21 protein-coding genes are annotated in these 25705 nt (G+C 68.8%); 7 read left to right on the forward strand and 14 right to left on the reverse strand.

Annotation, left to right across the window (positions count from 1 at the left end):
* Nucleotides 1-12: 12 nt before the first annotated feature.
* On the reverse strand, nucleotides 13-1452 hold the full coding sequence (locus MYSTI_RS23485; protein WP_201768923.1) for a penicillin-binding transpeptidase domain-containing protein: 1440 nt from the start codon (nucleotides 1450-1452) through the stop codon (nucleotides 13-15).
* Between the two features lie 127 nt (nucleotides 1453-1579).
* Between MYSTI_RS23485 and MYSTI_RS23490 the strand changes: the two genes are divergently transcribed.
* Together MYSTI_RS23490 and MYSTI_RS23495 are read left to right on the forward strand one after the other, a co-directional pair.
* Nucleotides 1580-2467 (forward strand): ABC transporter permease, encoded by an 888-nt coding sequence (locus MYSTI_RS23490; protein WP_015350285.1) that lies wholly within the window; start codon nucleotides 1580-1582, stop codon nucleotides 2465-2467.
* Nucleotides 2464-3372 carry an ABC transporter ATP-binding protein gene (locus MYSTI_RS23495; RefSeq protein WP_015350286.1) on the forward strand — a complete coding sequence of 303 codons (909 nt, stop codon included), beginning with the start codon at nucleotides 2464-2466 and terminating at the stop codon, nucleotides 3370-3372. The genes MYSTI_RS23490 and MYSTI_RS23495 overlap by 4 nt, the downstream gene beginning before the upstream one ends.
* 15 nt (nucleotides 3373-3387) lie before the next feature.
* Here MYSTI_RS23495 and MYSTI_RS23500 read toward each other — a convergent pair whose 3' ends face one another.
* Nucleotides 3388-3618: a sulfurtransferase TusA family protein gene (locus MYSTI_RS23500; RefSeq protein WP_015350287.1), complete on the reverse strand. Its 231-nt coding sequence runs from the start codon at nucleotides 3616-3618 to the stop codon at nucleotides 3388-3390.
* 223 nt (nucleotides 3619-3841) lie between these two features.
* On the opposite strand from MYSTI_RS23500, the gene MYSTI_RS23505 reads away from it, so the two are divergent.
* Nucleotides 3842-5797 carry a DsbA family protein gene (locus MYSTI_RS23505; protein ID WP_044900569.1) on the forward strand — a complete coding sequence of 652 codons (1956 nt, stop codon included), beginning with the start codon at nucleotides 3842-3844 and terminating at the stop codon, nucleotides 5795-5797.
* A gap of 94 nt (nucleotides 5798-5891) precedes the next feature.
* Here MYSTI_RS23505 and MYSTI_RS23510 read toward each other — a convergent pair whose 3' ends face one another.
* Complete coding sequence (locus MYSTI_RS23510) at nucleotides 5892-6287, reverse strand: RidA family protein (protein ID WP_201768924.1); 396 nt, start codon at nucleotides 6285-6287, stop codon at nucleotides 5892-5894.
* Nucleotides 6288-6355: 68 nt separating this feature from the next.
* Nucleotides 6356-8569 (reverse strand): RelA/SpoT family protein, encoded by a 2214-nt coding sequence (locus tag MYSTI_RS23515; RefSeq protein ID WP_015350290.1) that lies wholly within the window; start codon nucleotides 8567-8569, stop codon nucleotides 6356-6358.
* A 147-nt stretch (nucleotides 8570-8716) separates the two neighbouring features.
* Between MYSTI_RS23515 and MYSTI_RS23520 the strand changes: the two genes are divergently transcribed.
* Nucleotides 8717-9892 carry an FHA domain-containing protein gene (locus MYSTI_RS23520; RefSeq protein WP_015350291.1) on the forward strand — a complete coding sequence of 392 codons (1176 nt, stop codon included), beginning with the start codon at nucleotides 8717-8719 and terminating at the stop codon, nucleotides 9890-9892.
* A 182-nt stretch (nucleotides 9893-10074) separates the two neighbouring features.
* Here the strand turns inward: MYSTI_RS23520 and MYSTI_RS23525 are convergent, their stop codons facing one another.
* The gene (locus MYSTI_RS23525; protein WP_144370136.1) at nucleotides 10075-11772 is read right to left on the reverse strand and encodes a serine/threonine-protein kinase; all 1698 of its coding nucleotides are present in this window, start codon (nucleotides 11770-11772) and stop codon (nucleotides 10075-10077) included.
* Between the two features lie 113 nt (nucleotides 11773-11885).
* Between MYSTI_RS23525 and MYSTI_RS23530 the strand changes: the two genes are divergently transcribed.
* Nucleotides 11886-12653, forward strand: a complete 768-nt coding sequence (locus MYSTI_RS23530) for a double zinc ribbon and FHA domain-containing protein (protein WP_015350293.1) — start codon at nucleotides 11886-11888, stop codon at nucleotides 12651-12653.
* A gap of 70 nt (nucleotides 12654-12723) precedes the next feature.
* Here the strand turns inward: MYSTI_RS23530 and MYSTI_RS23535 are convergent, their stop codons facing one another.
* Nucleotides 12724-13086: a TraR/DksA family transcriptional regulator gene (locus MYSTI_RS23535; protein ID WP_015350294.1), complete on the reverse strand. Its 363-nt coding sequence runs from the start codon at nucleotides 13084-13086 to the stop codon at nucleotides 12724-12726.
* Between the two features lie 127 nt (nucleotides 13087-13213).
* Between MYSTI_RS23535 and MYSTI_RS23540 the strand changes: the two genes are divergently transcribed.
* On the forward strand, nucleotides 13214-14095 hold the full coding sequence (locus MYSTI_RS23540; protein WP_015350295.1) for a DNA integrity scanning protein DisA nucleotide-binding domain protein: 882 nt from the start codon (nucleotides 13214-13216) through the stop codon (nucleotides 14093-14095).
* Between the two features lie 10 nt (nucleotides 14096-14105).
* On the opposite strand, the gene MYSTI_RS23545 is transcribed toward MYSTI_RS23540, so the two are convergent.
* The 6 genes from MYSTI_RS23545 to dnaK all read right to left on the reverse strand — a co-directional run bounded on the left by MYSTI_RS23545 (nucleotide 14106) and on the right by dnaK (nucleotide 23006).
* Nucleotides 14106-14663 (reverse strand): hypothetical protein, encoded by a 558-nt coding sequence (locus tag MYSTI_RS23545; protein ID WP_015350296.1) that lies wholly within the window; start codon nucleotides 14661-14663, stop codon nucleotides 14106-14108.
* Between the two features lie 14 nt (nucleotides 14664-14677).
* The gene (locus MYSTI_RS23550; RefSeq protein ID WP_015350297.1) at nucleotides 14678-16954 is read right to left on the reverse strand and encodes a vWA domain-containing protein; all 2277 of its coding nucleotides are present in this window, start codon (nucleotides 16952-16954) and stop codon (nucleotides 14678-14680) included.
* Nucleotides 16955-16994: 40 nt separating this feature from the next.
* Nucleotides 16995-19526, reverse strand: a complete 2532-nt coding sequence (locus tag MYSTI_RS23555) for an AAA family ATPase (protein ID WP_015350298.1) — start codon at nucleotides 19524-19526, stop codon at nucleotides 16995-16997.
* 51 nt (nucleotides 19527-19577) lie between these two features.
* On the reverse strand, nucleotides 19578-19985 hold the full coding sequence (locus MYSTI_RS23560; RefSeq protein WP_015350299.1) for a thiol-disulfide oxidoreductase DCC family protein: 408 nt from the start codon (nucleotides 19983-19985) through the stop codon (nucleotides 19578-19580).
* Between the two features lie 28 nt (nucleotides 19986-20013).
* Complete coding sequence (locus MYSTI_RS23565; protein ID WP_015350300.1) at nucleotides 20014-20871, reverse strand: SRPBCC family protein; 858 nt, start codon at nucleotides 20869-20871, stop codon at nucleotides 20014-20016.
* Nucleotides 20872-21101: 230 nt separating this feature from the next.
* Nucleotides 21102-23006, reverse strand: a complete 1905-nt coding sequence (gene dnaK / locus MYSTI_RS23570; protein WP_015350301.1) for a molecular chaperone DnaK — start codon at nucleotides 23004-23006, stop codon at nucleotides 21102-21104.
* A 395-nt stretch (nucleotides 23007-23401) separates the two neighbouring features.
* Between dnaK and MYSTI_RS23575 the strand changes: the two genes are divergently transcribed.
* Entirely contained in the window at nucleotides 23402-24496 is a 1095-nt protein-coding gene (locus tag MYSTI_RS23575) for a diacylglycerol/lipid kinase family protein (protein ID WP_015350302.1), read from the forward strand.
* Between the two features lie 37 nt (nucleotides 24497-24533).
* Here the strand turns inward: MYSTI_RS23575 and MYSTI_RS23580 are convergent, their stop codons facing one another.
* Nucleotides 24534-25295 (reverse strand): SAM-dependent methyltransferase, encoded by a 762-nt coding sequence (locus MYSTI_RS23580; RefSeq protein ID WP_015350303.1) that lies wholly within the window; start codon nucleotides 25293-25295, stop codon nucleotides 24534-24536.
* 86 nt (nucleotides 25296-25381) lie between these two features.
* Entirely contained in the window at nucleotides 25382-25687 is a 306-nt protein-coding gene (locus MYSTI_RS23585) for an HP0495 family protein (RefSeq protein WP_015350304.1), read from the reverse strand.
* Nucleotides 25688-25705: the final 18 nt, after the last annotated feature.

Raw genomic sequence — 25705 nt, forward strand, 5'->3', positions numbered from 1 at the left:
GCAGCGCGCGGCTCAGGGTGTGCCCGCGGTGGCGGCGGGCGCGGTGACCTCGAGCGGCGCGGGCACTCGCTGCAATCCCAGGCGCAGGGCCTCGCGTCCCAGCCAGGTGCCCCGGATGCGCCACTTCGGGTCATTGACGATGAGCGCGGCCACGGCGACGCGCGGGTTGTCGCGAGGCGCGAAGCCCACGAACCACGAGTAGTCCCGGAAGGGACTGCGGTCCGCCAGGGTGCCCGTCTTGCCCACGGCGTTGTCCACGCGGAAGGCGCGCTCGCGGAACACGGCGCGCGCGGTGCCGTGGGTGACGGTCTCCTCCAGCATGTCGGTGAGCGCCTGGGCGGCCGCGGGCTCCAGCACACGCTCGCCCTCGGCGGGCAGGAGCGGGCTGCCCCGCGGCGGCTCCACCAGCACCGGGTCCACCCACCGCCCGTCATTGGCCGCGACCGAGGCCATGAGCGCGCCATGCAGCGGAGACAGGTAGATGTCACCAAAGCCCGCGCCGGTGTTGGCCAGGTCGAAGCCCTCCTCCGGCACGGAGGCGAGCGACACGTCCATGGGCACGGGGAAGGCAATCTCCCGGTTGAAGCGGAAGCGCGCGGCCATGCGCCGCAGGGCGTCCGCGGTGAGGTGCTTCTGCGTCAGCTTGGCGAAGATGACGTTGGCGCTCTTGCCCATGGCGAGCGCCAGCGAATAGCAGGCCCCGTCGCGCTCGGTGTCCTCGAGGTTCCGCTCGGTGAGCCGCCGCTTGCCGCCGTGGAAGCACTCCTCCATGGACGGCGTGACACCTGCTTCCAGCAGCGCGCTGCCAGTGACGATCTTGAAGATGCTCGCGGCGGGGAACACCGCGCGATAGGGCAAGCCCCGCAGCTCCGGCTGCGCCGCCGAGTGCTCCGCCAGCGCCAGCACCCGCCCCGTCGAGGGCTCCAGCACCACGGCGGCGCCATAGGGCACCTCGTAGTCGCGCAGAATCTTCGTCAACGACGCCTGGAGCACCGGGTCCACGGTGAGCACCTGCTCCGGGCCATCCTTCTCCTTCACCACCAACCGCTCGCCCTGGAGCTTCGCGCGGGCCAGCAGGTCCAGGCCGCGAGGCATGGACTGCAGCTTCGCCATGGGCGGAGCCTTCAGCCGCGAGGGCACCGGCGAGGGAGGCACCATCCCGGGCTCGAGCGTGACCACGGCCGGGGCCGCTTGCTCGGTTCCAGGAGGCACCACGCCGTCGCTGGGCGGCGGGCTGGACTCGGGCGCGGTGGCGCTCGCTCCGTCCACGGGGGCAGGAGCCACACCGGGGGTCGTGGCCGGTGGGAGACTCCCGGCGGAGGGCGCGGGGGACGACGCCGCCACGGGGCTCCCCGTCGGGGGAGCCTCTTCGGGCGCGGGTCCGTTGGCGCCCAGGAGCAGGGCGAGGGGGCACAGCGCGGCGGCGGACAGGAGGCGGCGGCGAATCGTCATATGCGGCCGGGGAATCCTAGCGGTTGTCGGGGCGCTGTCCATCGACGCTTCCCTGGCAGGCGGATTCTCCCGTCCGCCCGAGAAACTTGGCGGACGGGCGCGCAAGTCCGATAGGTTCGCCCGCACTTTGGACGGACTGAAAGAAACCCTGGTCATCTGGAGCGCCGAGCTTCGCCGGGCGCTGCGCAGTGGCCGAGCAGTGGTGTTGCTCGGGCTCTACAGCATGTTCTCCGCGCTGGTGCTGCTCGTCGTCGGCTGGATTACGCGCGAGATTCGCAACGCGGTGAATCAGCAGTTGGCGAACGCGGGCGCGGACACGGATGCCCCCGCGCGCGTCGCGGAGGAGATGCGCAAGGGCGTGCTGGGCTTCCTCTCCAGCAACGACACCGCGATGATCGAGGCGCTCGCGCAAGTGCCTCTCGAGGTGCTGCTCGTCTTCAAGGTCACCCTCTTCTTCCTGCCCGCCTACGTGGCGTTGATGGGGTTCGACCAGATCAGCGGCGAAGTGGGCCCGCGCTCCATGCGCTACCTGACGGTGCGCGCGCGGCGCTCGTCGGTACTGCTGGGCAAGTTCCTCTCGCAGGCGTCGCTGCTCGTGGGCCTGGTGCTGGTCATCGACCTGGCCATCTTCGTCTACGCGCGCATCGCCAACCCGGACTTCGGCTTCGCGGCCATGAGCCTGAACCTCATCAAGTTCTGGCTGGCCGCCATCGTCTTCTCGCTGTCGTACGTGGCCCTCACCACGCTGTGCTCCAGCCTCTTCCGGAGCCCCCCGGTGAGCCTGGTGTTCAACTTCATCGTCCTCTTCGTCTTCTGGCTGATGGACACGGTGGGCCGGGCCGTGGGCGAGGAGAGCGCGCTGCGCGGGCTGCGCTACCTGTCGCCTTCCCACTACGCGTCGGACCTGCTGCACCCGCAGCTCACCCAGTTCGGCATCAGCGGCGCGGCCTACGCGGGCTTCGCGACCATCTTCTTGTTGGGCGCCTACGGTGCTCTGCGCGCGAGGGATTTGTGAGCGACCTGGCCATCGAGTTGATCGGCATCACCAAGCGCTTCGGCCCCAAGGTCGCGGTCAACAACGTCAGCTTCCAGGTGCCGCGCGGCGCGGTGTACGGCCTCATCGGCCCCAACGGCGCCGGGAAGACCACCACCTTCTCCATGATGTGCGGCTACCTCTACCCTTCCGAGGGCTCGCTCAAGGTCATGGACGTGGACCCGACCGTGCCCGGCGCCCTCAAGGGGAAGCTGGGCGCGCTGCCTCAGGACGCGGTGCTGCCGGCCAGCTGGGAAGTGGGCGCGCTGCTGATGTACTGGGCGCGCCTGTCCGGCCTCGAGTCCCCCGAGAAGGAGGCCCGCGAGGCGCTGGAGCAGGTGGGGCTGATGGAAGCCTGGAACGTGCAGACGCAGGCGCTCAGCCATGGCATGGCCAAGCGCACGGCCATGGCGCAGGCCCTGATGGGGCGTCCGCCGTTGGTGCTGCTGGATGAGCCCACCGCGGGCTTGGACCCGCGCATCGCCGCGCAGGTGCGTCAAGTCATCCGCGACATGAAGGGCAAGCAGACAGTCGTGGTCTCCAGCCACAACCTCCAGGAGCTGGAGGAGCTGTGCGACGCCGCGGCCATCCTCGACAAGGGATTGCTGGCGCAAGCCGGCTCCATGTCCGAGCTGACCAGCCAGGGCGCGGAGTTCCGCGTGCAAATTGCCCGTGGCACTGTGATTCCCCCGGAGCTCCTGGCGCTCCCGGACGTCACCGACGCGCGCATGGAAGGTGAGCACGTCCTGGTGGTGCGCTTCGGCGGACAGGCGAAGCCCGAGGAGGTCATCAGCCGAGTCGTGGCCCACCTCCTCCAGACGGGCGTCCTCATCCTGGGCGTCAGCCAGGGACGGCGGCTCGAGGACCGCGTTCTCCAGTTGCTCTAGCAGCGCGGGTTCAACTCACCCCACCTTGCGGACAAAGCCGACGTAGCTCGTCCCTCTGCGCTCCAGGCGGACGAGCTCGTGGCCTGTCGCATCACACCAGGCGGGGAGGTCCGCCTCCAGGCCGCGATCCGTGGAGATGAGCTCCACGAGCGCCCCGGCGGACAAGCGCCTCATCACCTTCGCGATCTCCAGGATGGGCATGGGGCAGAACGCCCCGGATGTGTCGACGCGCTCGGTGATGTCCATCTGCCAACTCTCTCGCTTCAGGGAGATCCGAGCATGCGGAATTTTTCCGAGCGCTCTCTCGTTCCCCGGCTCCCAAGGGGCCTGGTTGACGAATGTAGAGCGTGTCCACTCGGCTTGCGCGTCTTGAAAACCCTCTGTTAAGTACCCCGGCCCTCTCAAACTTTCTCGCCCATCCACGCTCGGGGCCGGAGTCGGACCTATGGCGAAGGAGCAGAACCCACCCATGAAGCCCAATATCATCGTGGCCCTGCTGGTCGGCCTCGTGCTTGGTTTCGTTGGCGGCCGCGTCTACAGCGGCGCGTCCCCGAAGGCAGACACCAAGCCGGCCGCTCAAGCAGCTCAAGCCAACAACGCGCGCCGTCCGGTAGACCCCACCGTGTTCAAGGTGCCCATCGACGGTTCCCCCAGCCGGGGCAACGCCGATGCACTTGTCACCTTGGTCGAGTTCTCCGACTACGAGTGCCCCTTCTGCAGCCGCGCCAACGCGACGGTGGAGAAGCTGGAGCAGGACTACGGCAAGAAGCTGCGCGTCGTGATGAAGCAGAACCCGCTCTCCTTCCACCCGCGCGCCAAGCCCGCGGCCCTCGCGGCCCTCGCGGCCGGTGAGCAGGGGAAGTACTGGGAGATGCACGGCAAGCTCTTCGCCAACCAGAAGAAGCTGGATGACGTGTCGCTGGAGCAGTACGCGCGCGAGCTCGGGCTGGACCTGGACAAGTGGAAGACCGACCTGGCCAACCCGAAGTTCTCCGACCTCATCCAGAAGGAGCAGGCGCTCTCCAACCAGCTGGGTGCCACGGGCACCCCGGCCTTCTTCATCAACGGCCGCTTCCTCTCCGGCGCGCAGCCCATCGACAACTTCAAGGCCCTCATCGACGAGGAGCTCACCAAGGCGGAGGCCCTGGTGAAGGGCGGCGTCCCCGCCGGCCAGGTGTACGCGAAGATCATCGAGAAGGGCGCCGAGCGCGCCGCTCCGAAGGCCGCGCCCCAGCAGCCGCCCCCGTCCGTCCGCAAGGTGGACGTCCCCGCGAACTCGGCCTCCTTCGGCCCGGCCACCGCGAAGGTGACCATCGTCGAGTGGTCCGACTTCGAGTGCCCCTTCTGCAGCCGCGCGGTCCCCACGCTGCAGCAGATCAAGAAGGAGTACGCCAAGGACGTGCGCGTGGTGTTCCGTCACCAGCCGCTGTCCTTCCACGCGAACGCGAAGCCCGCCGCCGAGGCCTCCGAGGCCGCGCTGGAGCAGGGCCGCTTCTGGGAGTACCACGACAAGCTCTTCGCCAATCAGAAGGCGCTGGACCGGGCCTCCCTGGAGAAGTACGCGCAGGAGCTGGGCCTGAATGTCGCCAAGTTCAAGGCGGCCCTGGACTCCGGCAAGTTCCGCGCGAAGGTGGAGGCGGACGCCGCCGCTGGCGCCGCGGTGGGTGCCAACGGCACGCCGACGTTCTTCGTCAACGGTCGTGAGGTGGTCGGCGCGCAGCCCTTCGACAGCTTCAAGCGGCTGATCGACGAGGAGATCGCCAAGGCCGACAAGCTGCTGGCCGCGGGCACCAAGCCCGAGGAGCTCTACGCGAAGCTGAACGCGGAGAACGTCGCCAACGCCCCGGCCGCGCCTCCCGCGGGTGCTCCCGCCGAGCCGCCGGTCCAGAAGGTGGGGGTCGGCAACTCGCCGGTGAAGGGTCCCGCGAACGCGCCCGTCACCATCGTCGCCTTCTCCGACTTCGAGTGCCCGTTCTGCAGCCGCGTGGTGCCCACGCTCAAGCAGGTCGAGGAGCAGTACGCCGGCAAGGTGAAGATTGCCTTCCGCAACCAGCCGCTGCCCATGCACCCGAACGCCAAGCCCGCCGCGGCCGCCGCCCTGGCCGCGCACGAGCAGGGCAAGTTCTGGGAGATGCACGACAAGCTCTTCGCCAACCAGCGCGCCCTGGACCGCACGTCCCTGGAGAAGTACGCGCAGGAGCTGGGCCTGAACGTCACCAAGTTCAAGGCGGCCCTGGACTCGAACAAGTTCGGTCCGCAGATTGACGCGGACGCCGCGGACGCCAACCGCCTGGGCGCCTCGGGCACCCCGACGTTCTTCATCAATGGCCGCACCGTCGTGGGCGCGCAGCCCCTGACGGAGTTCAAGCGCGTCATCGACGAGGAGCTGAAGAAGGCCGGCGCGGTGGCGGCGGACCGGAAGTAACCGCCCCGCCCCTTCGGGCCCCTGAAACACCAGAGGCCGTCGGACCGACTCGGGTCCGGCGGCCTCTTGCTTTGACGCGGGGAGTGCTCGCGCGTCAGGAGACGGCGATGGCGTCGATCTCCACCTTGGAGCCGCGGGGCAGCGCGGCCACCTGCACGGTGGCGCGGGCCGGCGGCGCGCCGGGGAAGTAGCGGCCGTACACCTCATTCACCTTGGCGAAGTCACCCAGGTCCGTGAGGAAGATGGTGCAGCGCACCACGTGGCTGAAGTCCAGGCCGCCCGCCGTCAACACGGCCTTCAGGTTGAGCATCACCCGCTCCGCCTGGGCGACGACGTCGCCCTGCACCATCTCCATGGTGACGGGGTCCAGGGGAATCTGGCCGGAGAGGAAGGTCATCTTCCCCGAGTCCACCTGGACGGCCTGCGAATACGGACCAATGGCCTTGGGGGCCTCGTCCGAGTGGAGGGTCTTTCGAGCCATGGAGCGCACCTCGAGGAGTCGGGCGGCCGGAGATGGCCGCCGGATTGCTCGGGCGCTCTACCACGAATGGGGGCGGATTAGATTCGCTCGACGGAGTAGACGCCGCTCAGACGCTCGATGGTGCGCATCAAATCGGTGAGCTGCTTGAGGTCCGAGATGATGACCTCGAAGGTGTTCACCGCCCGGTCATCCCCGGTGGCCCTGCAGTTGGCCTGGGAGATGTTGACGCCCTTCTTCGAGAAGATGTTCGAGATGTCCGCTAGAAGACCGGTCCGGTCCGCCGTGAGCACGCGCAGGGTGACGGGGCGCTTGAAGTCCCCGCGCACGTCCCAGGAGACGTCCACGCGCCGCTCGGGGTCCGTGGCGAGCGCCTTCTCGCACCCCACCGTGTGCACCGTGACGCCCCGTCCCCGCGTGATGAAGCCGGCGATGGGGTCACCCGGGACGGGGTTGCAACACCGTCCGAAGCGCACCAGCACGTCGTCCACGCCGCCAATCTGCACGCCGCTGCGGTTGCTGCGGCCCACCAGGCGCTTGGCCAGGTCCGTCACGCGGGACAGGCCCGGCAGCATCGACGAGGCGCCGGAGGACGCGCTGTTGCCCGAGGACTCGGAGCGGGACGAGGCCTCCGCCTCGTTGCGCTTCTCCTCCGGAACCAGGCGCTGCACGAGCTGCTGCGGCGTCACCTTGCCGTAGCCGATGGCCACCAGCAGGTCATCCTCGACGCGGAAGCCCAACTCCTCGGCCACCCGCTTCACTTCGCCGTTCTTGAGCAGGCGGTTGAAGTTGAGCTGGAAGCGCTTGAGCTCGCGGTCCGTGAGCTCGCGGCCCAGCTGGAGGCTCTTCTCGCGCTGCTGCTGCTTGATGAAGCCGCGGATGCGCTGCTGCGCGCGGCTCGTCTTGACGAAGGTGAGCCAGTCCTTGGACGGGTGCTGCTGAGGGCTGGTGAGCACCTCCACGGTGTCGCCGTTCTTCAGCTTGTAGCGCAGCGGGACGATCTTCCCGTTCACCTTCGCGCCCACGCACCGGTTGCCCACGTCCGAGTGGATGGCGTACGCGAAGTCCACCGGCGTCGCGCCCCGAGGCAGCGAGCGCACATCGCCCTTCGGCGTGAAGACGAAGACCTCGTCGGTGAAGAGGTCCACCTTCACCGTCTCGAGGAACTCCTTGGGGTCCTTGAGGTCCTGCTGCCACTCCATGAGCTGGCGCAGCCAGGCGAACTTCTCGTCATCCTTGGAGATGACGGCCTTGCCCTCCTTGTACTTCCAGTGGGCGGCGATGCCTTCCTCGGCGATCTTGTGCATCTCCGCCGTGCGGATCTGCACCTCCACGCGCTCGCTGAGCGGACCAATCACCGTGGTGTGCAGGGACTGGTACATGTTCGGCTTCGGAATCGCGATGAAGTCCTTGAAGCGACCCGGCACCGGCTTCCACATCTCGTGCACCAGGCCCAGCGCCTCGTAGCAGGCGGGCGCCGCGGGGGCGATGATGCGGAACGCGATGATGTCGTGAATCTGGTCGAAGTCGATGCCCTGCGCCTTGATCTTCTTGTAGATGCTGTAGACGTGCTTGAAGCGGCCGCTGACTTCGCCCTTCAGCCCGCGCTCGGCCAGCTTGGAGCGGATGAGGTCGCACGTGTCCTCGATGTACTTCTCGCGCTCCTTCTTCCGCTTGTTGAGCTTCTCCTGGAGCCCGAAGAACTCCTGGGGCTTCACGTAGCGGAAGCTCAGGTCCTCCAGCTCCGTCTTTATCCACGAGATGCCGAGGCGGTTGGCCAGGGGCGCATAGATGTCCAGGGTCTCCTGGGCGATGCGCGCCTGCTTCTCCTCGTTCATGTGGTCCAGCGTCCGCATGTTGTGCGTGCGGTCCGCCAGCTTCACCAGGATGACGCGGATGTCCTGCGCCATCGCGATGATCATCTTCCGGAAGTTCTCCGCCTGCTTCTCCTCCTGGGAGAGGCTGGCCGACGCGGAGAACTTGGAGAGCTTGGTGACACCGTCGACGAGCTGGGCCACCTCGGAGCCGAAGAGCTCCGTGAGCTCCTCCGCGGTCGCGAGGGTGTCCTCGATGGTGTCGTGGAGCAGACCCGTGACGATGGACGCCTCGTCCAGTTTCAGGTCCGCGAGGATGCCCGCGACCTCGAGCGGGTGGACAAGATAGGGCTCGCCTGACTTCCTCAGTTGGCCCTGATGCACCTTGGCCGAGTAGACGTAGGCCTTCTTGATGATGTCCAGGTCCGGGTCCGGGTGGTACGAGGAAACCCGTTGGAGGATGTCGTTCAGGCGGATCATCGAAGCAAGGGAATCGTAACTTTGTGCTTGGAGAGGGGCAACGTCGCCCCACAGGGTCAGCCACATTTCTCTTCCGGGCTTGTCCCACCCATCGCGTTCGCTTTCGTTGACCCGACGTTTTACGCGCCCGTAGATTCACGCCCGCCCATGTCACAGCTCTTGTTGTCGGCTCTCTCGGTGGTGTGCCCGAACTGTGACGGGTTCAATCCGCCGCGCTCGGCCTCTTGTGTCCTCTGCGGCCAGGCGCTGGCGGAGGCTCCAGCCCCGGCCGCCAAGCCCGCCGCGAAGGCGGCCGCCGCGTCGCGACCGCCCTCGGTGACACCCCAGGGGGGGCGCCCCGCCGCAGTGGCGTCCTTCCCGGGCCGGACCCCGGAGCCCTCGAGCCCCCCGGTCACCCCGCTCCCCCCCAGCGCCATTCCGCCTGGGATGCGACCTTCCGCTCGGACGCCGCCTCCCACGGCCGCCGCCGGGCTGATGGTGGAGCGCCCCGCTCCGTCGAAGCCCCCGGTCCCGACGGTGCCCCCCACCGCCGCCCCGCCGTCCCTGGCCCCGCGAGCGACGGGAGGGACACCGGGTCCGGCCAACACCCGCCCCCCTCCCCCCGTGCCCGAGGGAGCGCTGCCCGCGCGGACGGGCGCCTCGGCCCCCGCGGCGGCCCCCCGTGCGGCTCCGGCGGCGTCGCGGTTCGGGTTGGCGGTCATCGCGGGCTCCAGCCGGGGCCAGCGCTACAAGCTCCCCGTCACCGGCTGCGTGGTGGGCCGCCAGCGCGGCGCCATCCTCTTCCCGGATGACGGCTTCGTGTCACCGCTGCACGCCACGTTCCTGGTGAAGGACGGCGCGCTCTTCGTGCGCGACGAGAACAGCGCCTCCGGGGTGTTCGTGACGGTGGCGGGGACGGAGGCCATCACCGCGCGCACCCACTTCAGCGTGGGCCAGCGGCTGTTCCGGTTCACGGGCAGGCTGGAGCCTCTCGCCCCCGTCGCCGGCCGGCCCATCGTCTACGGCGCCCCGGTGCCGCTCGGTCAGGCCGTCTATGGCGTGGAGGAGGTCATCGTCGGAGGCCGAGGGGGCCGCGCGGTCGTCACGGCCGCGCCCCTGCTCACGCTGGGGCAAGCCCACTGCGATCTGAGCTTCCCGGGCGACGAGGGCCTCGCCGGTCGTCACTGTGAGCTGTCCCCCACGCCCACGGGCGCGCTGCTGCGGGACTTGTCCGGAGGGCTGGGCACCTACGTGCGCATCCCCGCGGGCGAGGAGCGTCCGCTGCGGCCCGGAGACAGGGTCCGCCTGGGCCAGCACGTGGTGCAGGTGGAGACGCTGGGCTGAGAGTTCCGGTGCCCGCGCATCACCCCGGGCACTGAGCAACGCCATCGGAGCCGTCCGCTGAAGCCGGGCTCCCTCCTCGGGGTCCGGGGGCGACGCCCCCTCGGGGTGGACGCCTGTCCCGAGTCCCCGGAGGCGTCATCGCGCGAGTGCGGTGGCGGCGAACCGCCACCCGGTAACGACTGTTACGGGCTGGACGGACGCGCCACCGAGCCGCTCATGAGCTGCTCGATGTGCGCACGCGCCTTGGAGTCGGTCACATCGCGAAGGTGCCGCGACCACCAGCCTCGGGCCTCTTCCTGCTCGCCTTGATACCAGTACAGCTCACCGAGCTTCAGCGCGAGCTCCGGGTCCGGATTCAGCGCGAACGCATCCAGGTACTTGGCCCGGGCCAACGAGGTGTCATTGCGCTCGAGCGCATTGTCCCCCGCCTGCGCATGCTTCCGGGACTCCTCGATGTTGCGCCGCTGCGAGGGAATCAGCTGCTCGTAGAGCGGCAGCTCGGAGTTGCCAGGGTCCGCGGCGCCGGTGCGGCCCGTGGTGTTGCGCGCCCCCGGGTTGAAAGGTGACACGACGTCACCCTTCCCTGGCCAGAGGTCGAAGAAGGTCGCCGCGGAGATGCCGGCCCCTGCGATCAACAACACCACCGTGAGCGACTTGAAGAAGAGCGCCAGTCCCCCGCTCCCGACACCGGGCTGGGTGGGGACGATGGAGTCCGTCTTCTCGCGCGTCACGGAGATGGCGTCGGCGCTGGTGGGCAGCGGCGCGAGCACGTCCGGGAGCGCGCGGACCGTCGCCTCCACCGTCACCTCGCCTCCCCAGTTCGGCGCCGTGGACGAGTCCCGGTTGTCATCGTTGCGCGCCGTCGACTTCCGAGGCAGCGGCGCCAGCACGGCCGGCCCTTGCTGACGACGCGGCGGCGCATCCGAGCGGCGGCGCTCCTTGTCCACCGCCATCAGCTCCGCCCGGAACGCCTCCGCGTTGGCGGGCCGGTCATCCGGGCTCTTCGAGAGCGTGCGGAGGATGAGCCGCTCCATGGCCGGGGAGATGCGCGCCTCGGGGCGGCGCCGCGTGGGAGGCGGCGGCTCCTCGGTGAGGTGCTTGGTGGCGAAGCCCACCGCCGAGTCCGACTCGAACGGCAGGAGCCCCGTCATGAGCTGGTAGAGGATGACGCCCACCGCGTACAGGTCCGAGCGGTGGTCCAGCGTCGCGCCCCGCGCCTGCTCCGGCGACATGTACTCGGGCGTGCCGCAGACGAAGCCCGCGCGGGTGAGCGCCGGCCCATCGTCCGTGGAGTCGGTGATCTTCGCGATGCCGAAGTCGAGCACCTTGACGAAGTCAGGCTCGTTGCGGCGCTGCTCCACCATGATGTTCTCGGGCTTCAGGTCCCGGTGGATGACGCCCGCGCCATGTGCATCCGAGAGCGCGCCGAGCACCTGGCTCACGATGCGCACCACGCGCCCCTCGCCGAGGGGCCACTCGCGGCTGAGAATCTGGTGCAGGTCCTGCCCCGCCACGTACTCCATGGCGATGAAGAGCGCGCCGTCCTCGGCCTGACCGAAGTCCAGCACGCTGATGGAGTTGCGGTGGTTGAGGCGGCTGGCGGCCTTGGCCTCGCGCTGGAAGCGCGCCACGGTGCGCTCGTCGGACAGGAGCGTGTGCCGGAGCACCTTCAGCACCACGACCTTGTCGAGCGATATCTGCCGGGCGCGGAACACCTTGCCCATGCCGCCCTCGCCAATGAGGGCTTCGACCCGGTATTTCTGGGCAATCGTCATGCCGACGTAGTCGTCAGCATCCGGCGTGCGCACGAGGGTCGCGCCGCATGCCGGGCAGAAACGGGAGGATTCTTGGGCGTCAGCGCCGCAGGAGGGGCAGTGCAAGTCAAACGTCCCCGAAGGGTGGGGTCGGAAGTTCACCACGGCGCTCGGGTGCGGAGCAAGCCGCGCGCAAGACGAGCAACCCAGGCCCGCCCCTGGTAGAAACGCGAAGCCCCATGGAAGCGATGGAATACTGCCCCCGCTGCGACACCGAGAACCCCCGGGATGCCACTGTCTGCCGAGCGTGCGGCTCGCCGCTGCGCTCCGGGACGATGGTCATGGCCGTGGCCAGCCTGTCCTCGCGCCCCCAGGTCTCCATCCGCGTCGTGCGGGCGGACGGGGGGCCCGAGTCCGTCGTCCGCATGCTGCGCGACACCCTCACCTGCGGCCAGCAGGGGGAGATCCCGCTCCCGGATGACCCCTTCATCATGCCCGTCCAGATGCGCTTCTTCTTCTCCGGCTCCCGGCTGGCCGTGGAGGACGTGGGCGGCGCCAACGGCGTCTTCGTCCGCCTGCGCCAGGAGCGGGAGGTCTCCCCCGGAGGCGAGCTGCGCCTGGGACGCCAGCGGCTGGTGCTGGAGCCCATCCCCACCGCCACCCAGGGCCCTGGCGGCACCCAGGTCTGGGGCTCGCCGGATCCCGGCTACCGCCTGAGGCTCATCCAGATTCTGGAGGGAGGACTTCGGGGCGCGGCCTATCCGCTGCGCGAGGGCGACAACCTGCTGGGACGCGAGCAGGGCGACCTCACCTTCCCCACCGACGGCTTCGTCTCCGGCCGCCATGCGGTGCTGCAGGTTCGCCAGGACCGGCTGACGGTGCGGGACGTGGGTTCGTCCAACGGCACCTTCATTCGGCTGGCGGGGCCGACCTTCGTCGACAACGGCGACCACTACCTCATCGGCCGTCAGTTGCTTCGCGTGGAGATTCAGGCGCCGCTGGCTTGAAGCAGCGCCCTCCCGTCCGCACTCCCGGGCCGCACGGGCTTCCCCGCGCGGCACCGGGCCCCCACGGCCATCAGCCGTAGGACTTCTCCTTCTTCTCCTGCTCCTCCTTGCAGCGGATGCAGAGCGTCGTCACGGGACGCGCCTCCAACCGCTTGGGGGAGATGTCCTCCTCGCAACGCTCACAGACGCCGAACGTCCCGTCTTCGATACGCGCCAGCGCCCGATCAATCTTCTGCAGCAGGAACTTCTCCCGGTCCCGGAGCCGGAAGACCATGGACTGCGCATATTCGGAAGATGCCAGGTCAATCTCGTCGGGGAGGTCATCCGTGTCGAAACTCGACTCCTCCACCAGGGTCTTCTTGGCGCTCTCGAGCAGGCTCGTCTTGCTGTCCTCGAGCATCTTCTTGTAACGCTTGAGATCTTTCTGGTTCACAGCCTTCGCTCCAGTACGCGAGGGTTTTTGGGCCCTGTCCCCCAAAAAAAGGGCCCGAAAGCTTTATTCATGGGGCCGTCGGTGTCAAGCTGACCCGGTCTCGAACTGCGGGCGAAGGGAGGGGCGTATGAGTGAGAACACGAAGTTTGATCGAGAATTCCTTCGCTCGGCCCTCTCCCTGGCCGCCAAGAGCGATGTGGATCATTTCCTCTACATCTGTGACACGCCCATCCCTCCCGAGGAGCTCCGGGGGCGGCCTGCTCGCAAGAAGCTCGTGTACGCGGTGACGCTGGACAAGCTCGCGCAGGAGCACCAGCAGCGAAAAGTCCGCGCACTGGTGATTCCAGCGTACGACTACTCCCGCACCGAGCGAGTGAAGGTGGCGCTCGTGTCCGCGCTCTCCCAGGGCGCATTCAAGGAGGGCGACCTGGTGCTCTGCATGACGGGCCGCGTGGGTCGTGCTCCTGACACGCTGATGCAGATGCGAATCGGTGGCTCGCTCGATGACCGGCTCGCCATCGAGGGCGTGAAGCTGGGCGAGGAGTTCAACTCGCAGGTGGTGGACGCGCTCATCCAGCTCGCGCTCCAGATTGGCCAGGAGGGCTTCGAGGGTCATCCCATCGGCACCATCATCACCATCGGCGACCACACGACGGTGCTCGAGAAGAGCCGGCAGATGACCATCAATCCGTTCCAGGGCCTGTCCGAGGCGGAGCGGAACGTGCTGGACCCGAAGATTCGCGAGGCCATCAAGAACTTCTCCGTGCTGGATGGCGCCTTCGTCATCCGCGAGGACGGCGTGGTGCTCGCCGCCGGGCGCTACCTGTCCGCCGCGGACGAGGCCGTGAAGATTCCGCTCGGCCTGGGCGCGCGTCATGCGGCCGCGGCCGGCATCACCTCCACCACGCACAGCATCGCGCTGGTGGTGAGCCAGACGTCCGGAGCGGTGCGGCTGTTCAAGGGTGGAAACATCGTCCTCGAGCTGCACCAGACGGCGCGCCGCACCTGAGCGGTCGCCGTCAGTCCGTCTTCTCGCGAAGCTCGTCGCGGTAGACTTCCGCCAGGGCATGGGCGCGCTCCACTTCGTCACGGGCCGCGTCCACGACCAGCGCCTGTTCGAAGCGGGCCACCCGCTCCTTCAGCGTGTCCGTGATGATGCCGCCCAAGGTGAGGCGCGCGGAGGCGCTCTCCCGCTCACGGCGCAGCTCCTCCACGCGTTCGCCCAGCTCCCCCGCCGCCTCCAGCAACAGTTGGCTGTCGGACTCGGCGCGGCTCAGCGCTTCGCGAGTCGACGTGAGCTGCGCGTCCGCCTGGACGCGGTCCTTCTCGAGCACCGAGGAGGCCTTGGCATCCCCTCGAGACAAGGCCGTGGCGCGGCGGGAGTCGATGTCGCTCAGCTTGCGCGAGCAGCGCTCCAGCGAGCGGGAGAGGTCCCCCTTGAGCGCCAGCAGCGTGGCGGCGGACTTGCGCATCTCCGCGGCCTGGCGTTCGAGGTTCTCGAGCAGCTCGTCGAAGGCGGCCAGCGGGTCCGCGGACCGGGGGCGCTCCTTCTTGCGTTTCCAGAGGCCGAAGAACATGACGTGCCCGGAGCCTAACCGAAGGGCCGGCACAACAGCCGCACACGAGACAAGGCGTCCTCCACCGACGGTCCTCCCACGGACAACGCGGAGAGGTAGCGCGCGGGGGTCAGCCCATACACCGTCAGCAAGTGTTGAAGGAGCACCACGCTCTCCGTGGCGCGCTTGTCCGTGGGCGCCAGGGATGCGGCCTCCGCCAGCGCTCCGAGAATGTCCGCCACGCGGCTGAGCTCATCCTGGCTCGGGGCCTGCGCCCCCGGCTGTCGGACGAGGGCCTCGGGGAAGAGCGCCTCGAACGACGCATCCACCGCGACGGGGGCGGAGGTGGCGCGGCCTCCAGCCACGGCCTCGAGCGCCTCCAGATGCGGGGCGAGCTGCTCCAGCGCCTCGGACGTGGTGGGCACATCCCGAGGGAGCAGCGTGCGCCAGGGCGTGTCGAACTCGGTGCGCGCCCACTGAATCTCCTCGTCGGAGAGGTGGTGGTAGAAGGCGCGGACGCCGGAGGCTCGCTGCTCCCGGATGAGCGAGCGCAGGTCCGGGTTCTCCTCTCCCAACGAGATGAAGCTCAGCGCGATATCCAGCGAGCCCATGGGCGCGCGGGTGCGGCGGATGAGGTCCAGGTCCACGCGGTCCTCGCCATCCGTGACGAGCACGACGGTGGCCCGCGCGAGGTACGGGTCCCTCCCCTGCGCCGCGCGGATGGAGTCGAAGGCGGACATCAGCGCCAACGAGATGTCCGTCTGGCCCTCCGCGGGAGAGTCCCGGAAGAGGCGCTCGATCTGCCGGGTGGCCTCGGCGGCGGTGTCCACGCGGGCGAGCTCCGTGGGCACGTCGTTGAAGAAGCTGAAGTAGAGCGGGTCGAACACCTCGCCTCGGCGAGCCTTGACGCGCAGGTTGTTCAGTTCGGCGATGATGAGGGCATCCCGGAAGCGGGCGCGGACTCCATGCATGGAACCGGACGCGTCGCAGACGTAGACCCGAACCGCGGTGCGCTTCACCTTCTTGCGCTCGGGGGGCGGAGCGTCCTCCACGTAGGCGCGCACGAGCTGGCGGTTGGCGGCGAGGTCTCGCAGCAGCATGCGCGGGTCCGTCAGCACGAAGTTGTTCACCTCGTGCAGGCCGCCCGTCGTCTCGAAGGTCATCGTCTGCGTGGGATAGGGCACACGCCTCGACACGGGCTTCGAGACCTGGGTCTCCGCGAGGACGATCTCCTCGGTGAGCGCGTCCTCCACATCGAAGTACCGGGCACAGCCCTCCGCCAGCTCGAAGGTCGCCAGTTGCTCGGGCCGGAGTGAGAAGGCCAGGTCGGTCAGGAGCTCCTCGGGACGCGGGGCGGCGGCCTCGGGACGCGCCTCTCCTCCGGGCTCGCCGAACCAGCGGGACAGGGCATCGCGCTCGGCGTGCTCGACCAGGGACGTCAATCGCTCCTGGGCGGGGAGCAGCGGCTCCAGGGCGCCGCGCGCCGCCTGGGCCAACTCCACGTCTCCAGCCTCGAGCGCGCGCTCGTAGAGTCCTCGCAGCGAGCGGTACGCGGCCCGAGGGTCCGTCTTCGCGGAGTGGCGCACGTGCCGCATGAGCTCGTCGAGGGAGCGCACGGCGGGCACCGCGCGAATCCGCTCGCGCCCTTCCGCCACTTCGCGACGAAGGGGCAGGCCCCGGTCCCGATCATGGTCGGCGCCCAGTCGCAGCAACATCTCGTGCGCCAGGTCCAGGTCCCGCCGCTTCTGCAGCACATCCAGGACGTTGAGGCGGGCACGCAGCGCGAAGAACTCGGCCACGGCCATCCGGGCACTCGTCGGCGCGCGGTAGCGTGGTGCCATGGCGGGCCGCTCGTAGACGATGAAGTCCTCGTCGTCGTCGACCGAATCGAGCTGAGGACGCGCGAAGAGGTCCGCCACCTTCACGGCGCGAGCAAGCTGCACGAACGCCCGCTCGAGCACCGTGAGCGCGCCCGGAGGCATCGCCCCCGCGCGCCAGGACCGCTCGACGCGCGCCACGCATTCCTCGAACTCCTCGAGCGCCTGGCCAGCACGGGCCTGAAGTCCCTGTGACAGGGTGCCCGCGAGTCCCCGCCGCGCCCCCAACGTGCGCAGCAACTGTGCATCCGCGGAGGTATGCACGCCCACGCGGTCCAGGTCACGGTGCAACGACGTGAGCACGGGCAGGGCAAGGTCTCCCGGCCCCGCCACCTTGCGCCCGAATGACCACCAACGCCTCGCCGCCGCCGAGGGCGGAGGTTCCCGAAGTGAGTCCAGGCGTCGTCGCAGCTCCGTGAGCTGGCGGGAGAGCATGCTCAGCCGTCCCTCTCCGCGCTGGCCAGGCGGACCGTGCTCATGCGGCGGACCGCCGCTCCAGCACCTGCCGACTGTAGCGTCCGAAGTCCTCCTCGATGCCGTGAAGCTGGGCCTCCAGCCGCTGCGCGTTCGTCCCCACTTCCCCTGGAATCGCCGCGACCAACGCCACCACGCCTCGCAGCCGAACGAGCTCCCCTTCCTTCAGGGCCAGCAACGGGAACCGGCTGCGCACGAGCCGATCCACCGTGCGCTCCACCTCGGCGCGCTCCGCGAGCGACTCGGGGGCGGGCAACGCGGTGAGGAGCTGGGTCAACCACCCGCGCAGATACTTGACGCGAGCCTGGAGGAACGTGAACTCGACTTGCGCCACCGCCGCGCGAGCCTCCTCGGAGAAGAACGTCGAAGCAGCTTGAGACCGCGCGAACGCGAGCTGCCCCTCCAGGCCTTGGAGCGCCGCGAGCTCGCCGTCCGGAGTCTTCGTCGAGAGTGTCCCCCGGTAGAAGAGATAGGCGTCACCGCTGAAGACGGAAGCCGTCGCGGGAGGGGGGCCGACGTCTTCCCGGCCCAGGCGTCGGGCGTGCTCTTGCAGTCGGCCGTCGATGATGCCGTGGCATTCGCCCATGACCACGTCCACGGGGAGCCCCTCGCGACGCAGGTTCTCCGCCACGGCCTGGACCGCGCGCCCGTACTGGTCGATGCGCTCGAAGGGCGTGGAGGACAGGACCTCCCGCGCATAGGCGAGCCCCAAGGGCAGCAGCAGCTCCTGCTTGAAGCTCGGCTGCGAGGGGTCCAAGGCCATGAGCGACTGCTCCAGCTGCGACAACCGCCGCGAGTCCGCGGCCAGGGTCTCCAGTGGCTCCTTGCGCCCCTTCGGCGTCGCCCCCTGGAAGGCGACCGTCGCCCGGCGCCTGACAGCGCCCACCACCCGCTTGCGGACCGCGGCCTCGGCGGTGCGCAGCCGGTCCACGGAGGCAGGTGCTCCCTCGACCAGGATCCCCACCAGGTCGGCCGACCGCGACAGCTCCTCTTCCAGGTTGTCGGCGAGACCGACCAGCCCCTCCAGCTTGAGGGCGTCGTCGAAGTCGGCGCTCTCCGCGCTCAGGGCAATCATCTCCACCGCCGTCTCGAGGAACCGGGCGATGGCCTCACTCAGCGGCACGAAGCCAGGCTTCAGCTCGGGGATGACCCGGCACAGGTCCAGCACCTCATGGAAGGACGCCAACAGGGACAACCCGCTCCGCCCCTCGGTCTGCCCCGCCATCCCCCGCGCGAGTCGCTGGTCCATCGCCGCCACCAGCCCACGAGCGACGCCCAACAAAGGGGCGCGGTTCTGCGCGTGCCGAGGCCCTGGCACCAGCTTGGACATCAGCCCCCGAGCGGAGGTGGACGCCAGGGAGGGCTGCCAGCTGCGCGAGAGCGCGTCGACCACGGCGGCCTCGTCCGTGATGCCCAACTCATGGGCCTCCCGCTCCTGGCTGCCTCCCAGCTCCTGACGAACCTTGGTGATGACCTCGTCGAACGTGCGCTGCTCCAACCGGACGATTTCGAGCTGCGCGCGCTCCCTCGGGTCCACCACCGACTTGAGCAGTGCGTCCGTCTCGGCCGAGGGCGGCCCGCCGAGGAGGAAGAACCAGCGCAGCGCATCCAGGTCCTCCACGGAGGCTTCCAGCGGGCGCTCCGGTCGACGGTAGATCTGGTCTCGCACCACCGCCGCCTTCAGCGCCCACAGCGCCTTCACCACCGAGCGCTGCGAGAAGTACTTCGTCGGCACGTAGTCGGGCAGCTTGGAGACCTGCGCCGTCAAGGCGCGCTCCACCCCATCCGCCAACATCTCGACGCCCTCCAACACGGGCCCCGGCACCTTCACCCGGGCGACTGCGTCCTGGAGCAGGTCCAGCTGCTGGACCGACAACGGAGCGCGCAGGTCCGCCCGGGCCCCATGCGCGAAGCGCTGCAACATGGCGGCGCGGCTCTCCTTCCGAGCGAAGGACTTGGGCACGAAGGAGATGAAGCTCAGCCGGTCGGCGAAGGCCAACAGCAGCTCGGGAGAGCGGGCCAGCACCTCCGAGAGGTACCGGTTGCTCGTCATGACGACGCACTCGGTGCGCCCTGTCGTCACCCGCCGGCCGTGCTTGAGCTCGCGCTCGAACAGAACGTTGAGGATGGAGCGCAGCAACATGTCCCGGCCGTCGAAGATCTCATCGAGGAAGGCGTGCTGTGAGCCCAGCATGCCCTCGTCGGTGAGGTACTCGGTGCGCCCCGTCTCCGTCAGGACCTTGAAGTCCACCGGCCCCAACAGGTCCGTCTGCACGGTGGACTCGGCGAGCTGCTTGGAGAACAGCGAGGGCAGTCCCGTCTGCTCGTCGATGATGCGCCCCAGGACGGCGCTGGCGATGGCGCTCTTGGCCGTCCCTGGCGGCCCCACCACCAGCACATGCTCCCGACTCAGCAGCGCCAGCTCGAGCTGCGTGAAGAGCGTCTCTCTCTCCAGGTAGACATCCCGCAGCTCGTTGAAGAAATGGCGAAAGGCCCGAGCGGCGTGGAGGTACGGGGGCGGATGTGATTGCACGGACAATCCGTTAAGAGCGGGGTTGGCGGCATGCTACCCGCCGACCTTCCCTTATTTGAAGTGGACCGCGCACCCGGCATCCGAGCAGTTCCGTCCTGCAATCTTGAACCGGTAGCGGGCGATGGCCCCATAGAGGACGTCCGCGAGCTGGCGAAGCCCTGGGACGTAGTACACGTAGAGCAACCGGCCCAGGGGATGCCGGCCCAGGGCACGGACGATGGCCTCGGCCCCCTCCAGCACCCGTCCGTCCGCCTGCACCAGTTGCATCGCCTTCTCGCAGCGCTCCGGGCTGATTCCCGGAAAGGCCTCCAGCACGCCGTCGTCCCGGAAGGAGCGCAGCTCCGTCCCACGGCCGCCCAGCAGCCGCTTGAACTCCCGGGCCGCGCCGCTGCAGATGCGGCAGTGCCCGTCGTAGAGGAGTACGTCGTGTCCCGGCGGTGTCGTCATCAGCAGCGCCATCCGCATCACCTCCACCCTGGGTTCTATGTCAACGGGAGACGAGCGTGTCATGGAGATGTGCATGCACGGAGCGCCAGATGTCATGCTGCCGCTCGATGGGGTCCAGCAGCTTGAGTCCCACGGACGTCGCCGGTGAGCTGCCCTGGAAGGCGGAGTACTGACGCAGCCGGGTCCCCCCTGCCCCATCGTCCTCGAAGACAAAACGGTTGGTCCCTCTCAGCGGGTGACCGTCCATCGTCGTGATGTGCACCGTGTTCGTCGCGGGCTCCAACCGGAACGACACGGGCGCCCAGACCGGAGGCGGCCCCTTCTCCTCCAGGAAGACCTTGGCCCCTTCCGTCAGGGCACCGATGGAGGGCTTGAGGCTGATGCCGGCGGACTCGAACACCGCGCCAGGATTGCCCACGAAGTAGGCCCAGGCCGCCTCGGGAGCGACACCTGGAAGCGCGCTGGTGTAGTCCGTCAGCGAGGTGGGGGCACCCACGATGGGCGCGTTGGGCTCGAGCAGGCGCAGGTGCCCTCGTGCATAGGCATCCACGTATCGACCGCCCCCCATCACCATGCTCGCGGCGGCCGCTTCCGACTGGGCCAGCGTGAAGGCCCCCTGTCGCATCTGCTCCCGCACGCTGCCGGTAGGCCGCGGCGGAAAGGAGCCCCCCACCGCGAAGTCGAAATCGTTCGACGCCCCCGTCAGCGGTCCACGCTGGAGGCCCGGAACGGCTGCGGGGCTCCTCGCCCCCGACGGAGCCCCCTGGAAGACCTCCAGCGTGTCCGAGGCACGAGCCGGAGAGCGACTGACGAGTGCGCCTTCCGGAGGGGCTGCCGAGGAATCCGTCTCGACAAGCGCGGACGTGGACGAGGACAGCGGGGATGCGCCACGGGACATGCAAGCACCTCTCACGACACAGTGGAGCCCAAGCCCACTGCACCCTCGCGGCCAGCCCCGTTCCCTCTCCCATCAACCCCTTGCCGCCCCCCCAGGTCTCACCTCGCGTACGGACATCCCGGCGCGCGGAAGGTGAAGCCCTGAAGCCCGCAATGCAGAAGGGCCGGTCCCCCGCGTGAAGCGGAGCACCGGCCCTTCCTCTTCAGCACCTGGGCCTCACGGCCCCAGCACTACGACTGGCGGAACTCGGCGTCCACCACGTCGTCCTTCTTCGCGCCCGGCTGAGCCCCGGGAGCAGCACCCGGAGGCGGCTCGCCGCCAGCGCCCGGCGCGCCACCGGTCGCCTTGTACATCTCCTCGGCGGCCTTGTAGCTGGCGGCCTGGAGCTTATCGAGGGCGGCCTTGATGGCGGCCTTGTCCTGCCCCTCGCGGACCTTGTTCAGCTCGGCGACGGCCTCCTCGAGGGACTTCGCTACATCCGCGGAGAGCTTGTCCTTGTTCTCCTTGATGAGCTTCTCGGCCGCGTAGGACTGAGCCTCCGCCTGGTTCTTCATCTCCACCAGCTCGCGGCGCTCCTTGTCAGCCGCCTCGTTCGAGCGGGCGTCGGCGACCATCTTCTCCACCTCGTCCTTCGCCAGACCGGACGAGTGCGTGATGGTGACCTTCTGCTCCTTGCCCGTGGCCTTGTCCTTGGCGCTGACGTTGAGGATGCCGTTGGCGTCGAGGTCGAACGTCACCTCGATCTGCGGCACACCGCGCGGCGCCGGCGGCAGACCCGTCAGGTGGAAGCGACCCAGGCTCCGGTTGTCGTTGGCCATCTCGCGCTCGCCCTGGAGCACGTGGATCTCCACCTGCGACTGGCCATCCGTGGCCGTGGAGAACGTCTCCGACTTGCGCGTGGGGATGGTGGTGTTGCGCTCGATGAGCTTGGTCATCACCCCGCCCAACGTCTCGACGCCCAGGCTCAGCGGCGTCACGTCCAGCAGGAGGATGTCCTTGACCTCGCCGGAGAGCACACCGGCCTGCACCGCCGCGCCCACCGCGACGACCTCGTCCGGGTTCACCGAGCGGTTCGGCTCCTTGCCGAACAGCCGCGACACCGCCGCCTGCACCGCCGGAATGCGCGTGGTTCCGCCCACGAGCACGACCTCGTTGAGGTCCTTCAGGTCCACGCCCGAGTCCTTCAGGCACTTGCGGCACGGCTCCAGCGAGCGCTCGACGAGGTCGTCGATCATCGCCTCGAACTTCGCGCGCGTGAGCTTCAGGTTGAGGTGCTTGGGACCGGACGCGTCCGCCGTGAGGAACGGCAGGTTGATGTCCGTCTCCATCGCGCTCGACAGCTCGATCTTCGCCTTCTCCGCCGCCTCCTTCAGGCGCTGGAGGACCATCTTGTCCTTGCTGAGGTCGAGCCCGGTGTCCTTCTTGAACTCGGCGATCAGCCAATCCATGATCCGCTGGTCGATGTTGTCACCGCCCAGGTGCGTGTCGCCGTTGGTCGCGAGCACGTCGACCACGTTCTCACCCACCTCCAGGATGGAGATGTCGAACGTGCCGCCGCCGAAGTCATAGACGGCGATCTTCTCGTCCTTCTTCTTGTCCAGGCCGTACGCGAGCGCCGCCGCCGTCGGCTCGTTCACGATGCGCCGCACCGTGAGGCCCGCGATTTCACCCGCGTCCTTCGTGGCCTGGCGCTGGGCGTCGTTGAAGTACGCCGGGACGGTGATGACCGCCTCCGTCACCTTCTCACCGAGGTAGTTCTCCGCCGCCCGCTTCAGCTTCAGCAGCACCTGCGCGCTGATCTCCGGCGCGCTGAACTGCTTGCCGTCGAGCTCCACGCGCGCATCGCCGTTCGGTCCCCGGGCAACCTTGTAGGGGACCAGCTTGGCCTCCTCACCGACCTCGTCGGCCCGCCGACCCATGAAGCGCTTGATGGAGTAGATGGTGCGCTCGGGGTTGGTGATCGCCTGGCGCTTCGCCACCTGGCCGACCAGGCGCTCGCCGTCCTTCGTGAACGCGACCACCGAGGGCGTGATGCGGCTGCCTTCCTCGTTGACGATGACCTTGGGCTCGCGACCCTCCATGATCGCCACCACGCTGTTCGTGGTGCCCAGGTCGATCCCAATAATCTTGCCCACGGTTCGTATCCTCCGGAAATGACTGCGTTTTCTGCGAAAGCTCCTGATGTATGCCCAACGTAACCACCCCCCCCTTCATGTCAAACCGGGAGGTGTTGTCAGGCGCTCCTGGCCAAAGGTGGTGCTCGTCAGTGCGTAGCGCAGTGCGCACAAGGCCGTCTGCCGCGTCACGCCGCCGCCACCTTCACGGCACGGGTGCGTAACGGGCTCTACACCGCCGTCACCCCGCGGTAGCAACCTGGCGGACATTCCGGCGGCAGCCAACGCTTCATCCCCTTGAAATAACAGGCCCCAAGCCCGCTGACGCCCCGCGTCAGCCGTTGGCAATAAAAGTGCATTTCAGGCCGGCGTCGATGACGGGTCCCCCCACCCGCACCTACCCTGGAGCCTGCCCCATGCTGGTTCAGCCCTTGCGTTCTCCGGAGCTCCGCCGTTCCCCCTCGGCGGACGTCTCGGCGGAGCCGAAGGTCGCGGTCCTGCTCAACGCGAACGCCCGCAAGGTGGACGCCCGGGTGGTGAAGTCGCTGTCGCACGTCGTGCCGGAGCAGGACCTGTTCCTCTCCCGCTCGCCCCTTGACGGTCGCCGCATCGCCCAGACGGTGCTGGAGCGCGGCTACCCGATGGTCTTCACCGGCGGCGGCGACGGCACGTTCATGGGCTTCGTGAACGAGGTGCTCCAGCAGGTCGGCCCTCGAGGCCGCTTCGCTGGCCAGCAGGCGCCCCGCTTCGGCATCCTCAAGCTGGGCACGGGCAATGGAATCGCCGCCCACGTCAACGCCTCCGGCACCCGGGGCGACGGCATCCTCAACGACGTGCTGCGCGCCCGGACGGGGGAAATCCCGGGCTTCCGCCCCATGGACCTGCTGATGGTGGATGGTCAGCGCGCGCCCTTCGCGGGCCTGGGCGTCGATGGCAAGGTGCTCAACGACTACATCTGGGTGAAGGAGAACCTGGGCAAGGGCCTGCTCAAGAGCGTCCTCTCGGGCAGCGGGGGCTACTTCTCCGCCGTGGCCTGCAAGACGGTGCCGCACTACCTGACGAACTCCACCTGGGTCGAGTGCGAGGTCGTCAACGGGCAGGCCGGCGAGGCGTACCGGCTGGGCGCGGATGGGCAGCCCGTGGGCGAGCCCATTGCCCCGGGCGAGCTGCTCTTCCGGGGCAAGCTGATGATGGCCGCCGCGGGGACCATGCCCTTCTACGGCTATGGCTTCCGCATGTTCCCGTTCGCGTGTGGGCGGCGGGGCTTCATGCAGTTGCGGCTGGGCCAGGTGACGCCGACACAGGTGCTGGCCAACCTGCCCCGCTTGTGGAACGGCCGCTGGTTCCCGGAAGGCCTCCACGACTTCCACGTCCGCGACGCCACCATCCGCTTCGCGCGCCCCATGCCGTTCCAGGTCGGCGGCGATGCGGCCGGGTACCGCGACGAGGTCTCCCTGTCCGTGGCACCCGACTCCATCGAGCTCGTCGACTTCAACGGCGCGCTGAACTGAGCGGAGCCGAGGGGCGGGCCCTTCCCGCCCCCCTCGCTCAGCCCCTGTCGCGCGAGGCCGGAGGCTTCTCTCCCGGCTCCTTGCGACGTCCCACCAGGAACGAATAGCTGACGCTGGCCTTGCCGTTGCTCTCGCGGTGCAGCGCCAGCTCTTCGCGAAGCGCGGAGGCCTGAGCGCCCGACGTCGGCCGCAGGCTCGCCTCGACTTCGCGGTAGTAGTCGTCGAGCTCCGAGTCGTGCAGCGTCTCGGCCGACTCCGGCTCGAAGCCACCCAGCTCCAGGGACTGGAGCATCTCGCGGGGCAGCAACAGCGGCGCCCCCAGCCGACGCTCCCAGAGCTCGCCCGCGGCCTTGGGAAGGACCCGCCCCACCCTCACGGGGAACGTCATCCCCAGCCGGCCTCGCCGCGCCAGCAAGGGCCGCAGGTTCGCCAGCGTCGCACGCAGGGAGTAGAGCACCCGGCCCTGGATGAGGATGGCGTCCAGCCAGCCGTCCGAGAAACCGAGGGCATCCCACGTCACGCGCCGGGCCTCGATGCGGTCCGACAGCCCCTGATGACGAACCTTGTCTCGAAGGGTCGCGACCTGGGCTTCGTCGGTGTCCGCGGCGATGACGGTGCAGCCCATCTCCCGGGCCAGCACCAGCGCGGCGCTCGCGTCACCTCCACACCCGAGCACCAGCACGCGAGAGCCCGGCTCCAGTTGGGCCACCTTGGCGAAGCGCCGGGTTGCGTCGTCGGAACTGAACGCACGCCGGGCGTCCGCGGGGTGGTACAGCGGAAAGGACTCGGCCGGGCTCATAGGTTCCTCATATATCCAACCCCGGAGTGACTTCCAGAGACGGGGCGGGCTCCCCACCCGAGGGAGAAGCCCCCGCGCACCTGGCTTCACAGGTAGTAGATGACGCGAGGGTCTTTGTGGAGCTGGTCGTAGATGCCGCGCCGTTGCTCCTCGGACAGCAGGTAGACCGACACGCTCAACGACACGTAGTTGCCCTTGCTGCTGGGCTGCTCGTGGATGGAGTCCGGGGAGATTTCGGAGCCCATCAGCTTCCGGAACAAGTCCCGCACGTGCTCCGCGAACCCGGAGTCCTTCTTGCCCATGACCTTGAAGGTATAGACCGAGGGGTACTCGATGAGGGGCTTCTTCTCCGCGTCTTCCGAGGGGGTGTCTCCGGGTCCGTCCTTCTTCATGTCACGTCTCTTTGCTCC

The organism is Myxococcus stipitatus DSM 14675 (assembly GCF_000331735.1).
Taxonomy (GTDB): Bacteria; Myxococcota; Myxococcia; order Myxococcales; family Myxococcaceae; genus Myxococcus; species Myxococcus stipitatus.

Excerpts from the sequence above, each read along its gene's own strand:
- MYSTI_RS23485 (WP_201768923.1), bottom strand. The coding sequence starts at position 1,452 with ATGACGATTCGCCGCCGCCTCCTGTCCGCCGCCGCGCTGTGCCCCCTC.
- MYSTI_RS23500 (WP_015350287.1), bottom strand. The coding sequence starts at position 3,618 with ATGGACATCACCGAGCGCGTCGACACATCCGGGGCGTTCTGCCCCATG.
- MYSTI_RS23505 (WP_044900569.1), top strand. The coding sequence starts at position 3,842 with ATGAAGCCCAATATCATCGTGGCCCTGCTGGTCGGCCTCGTGCTTGGT.
- MYSTI_RS23515 (WP_015350290.1), bottom strand. The coding sequence starts at position 8,569 with ATGATCCGCCTGAACGACATCCTCCAACGGGTTTCCTCGTACCACCCG.
- MYSTI_RS23520 (WP_015350291.1), top strand. The coding sequence starts at position 8,717 with ATGTCACAGCTCTTGTTGTCGGCTCTCTCGGTGGTGTGCCCGAACTGT.
- MYSTI_RS23530 (WP_015350293.1), top strand. The coding sequence starts at position 11,886 with ATGGAAGCGATGGAATACTGCCCCCGCTGCGACACCGAGAACCCCCGG.
- MYSTI_RS23540 (WP_015350295.1), top strand. The coding sequence starts at position 13,214 with ATGAGTGAGAACACGAAGTTTGATCGAGAATTCCTTCGCTCGGCCCTC.
- MYSTI_RS23545 (WP_015350296.1), bottom strand. The coding sequence starts at position 14,663 with ATGTTCTTCGGCCTCTGGAAACGCAAGAAGGAGCGCCCCCGGTCCGCG.
- MYSTI_RS23550 (WP_015350297.1), bottom strand. The coding sequence starts at position 16,954 with ATGCTCTCCCGCCAGCTCACGGAGCTGCGACGACGCCTGGACTCACTT.
- MYSTI_RS23560 (WP_015350299.1), bottom strand. The coding sequence starts at position 19,985 with ATGGCGCTGCTGATGACGACACCGCCGGGACACGACGTACTCCTCTAC.
- MYSTI_RS23565 (WP_015350300.1), bottom strand. The coding sequence starts at position 20,871 with ATGTCCCGTGGCGCATCCCCGCTGTCCTCGTCCACGTCCGCGCTTGTC.
- MYSTI_RS23575 (WP_015350302.1), top strand. The coding sequence starts at position 23,402 with ATGCTGGTTCAGCCCTTGCGTTCTCCGGAGCTCCGCCGTTCCCCCTCG.
- MYSTI_RS23580 (WP_015350303.1), bottom strand. The coding sequence starts at position 25,295 with ATGAGCCCGGCCGAGTCCTTTCCGCTGTACCACCCCGCGGACGCCCGG.
- MYSTI_RS23585 (WP_015350304.1), bottom strand. The coding sequence starts at position 25,687 with ATGAAGAAGGACGGACCCGGAGACACCCCCTCGGAAGACGCGGAGAAG.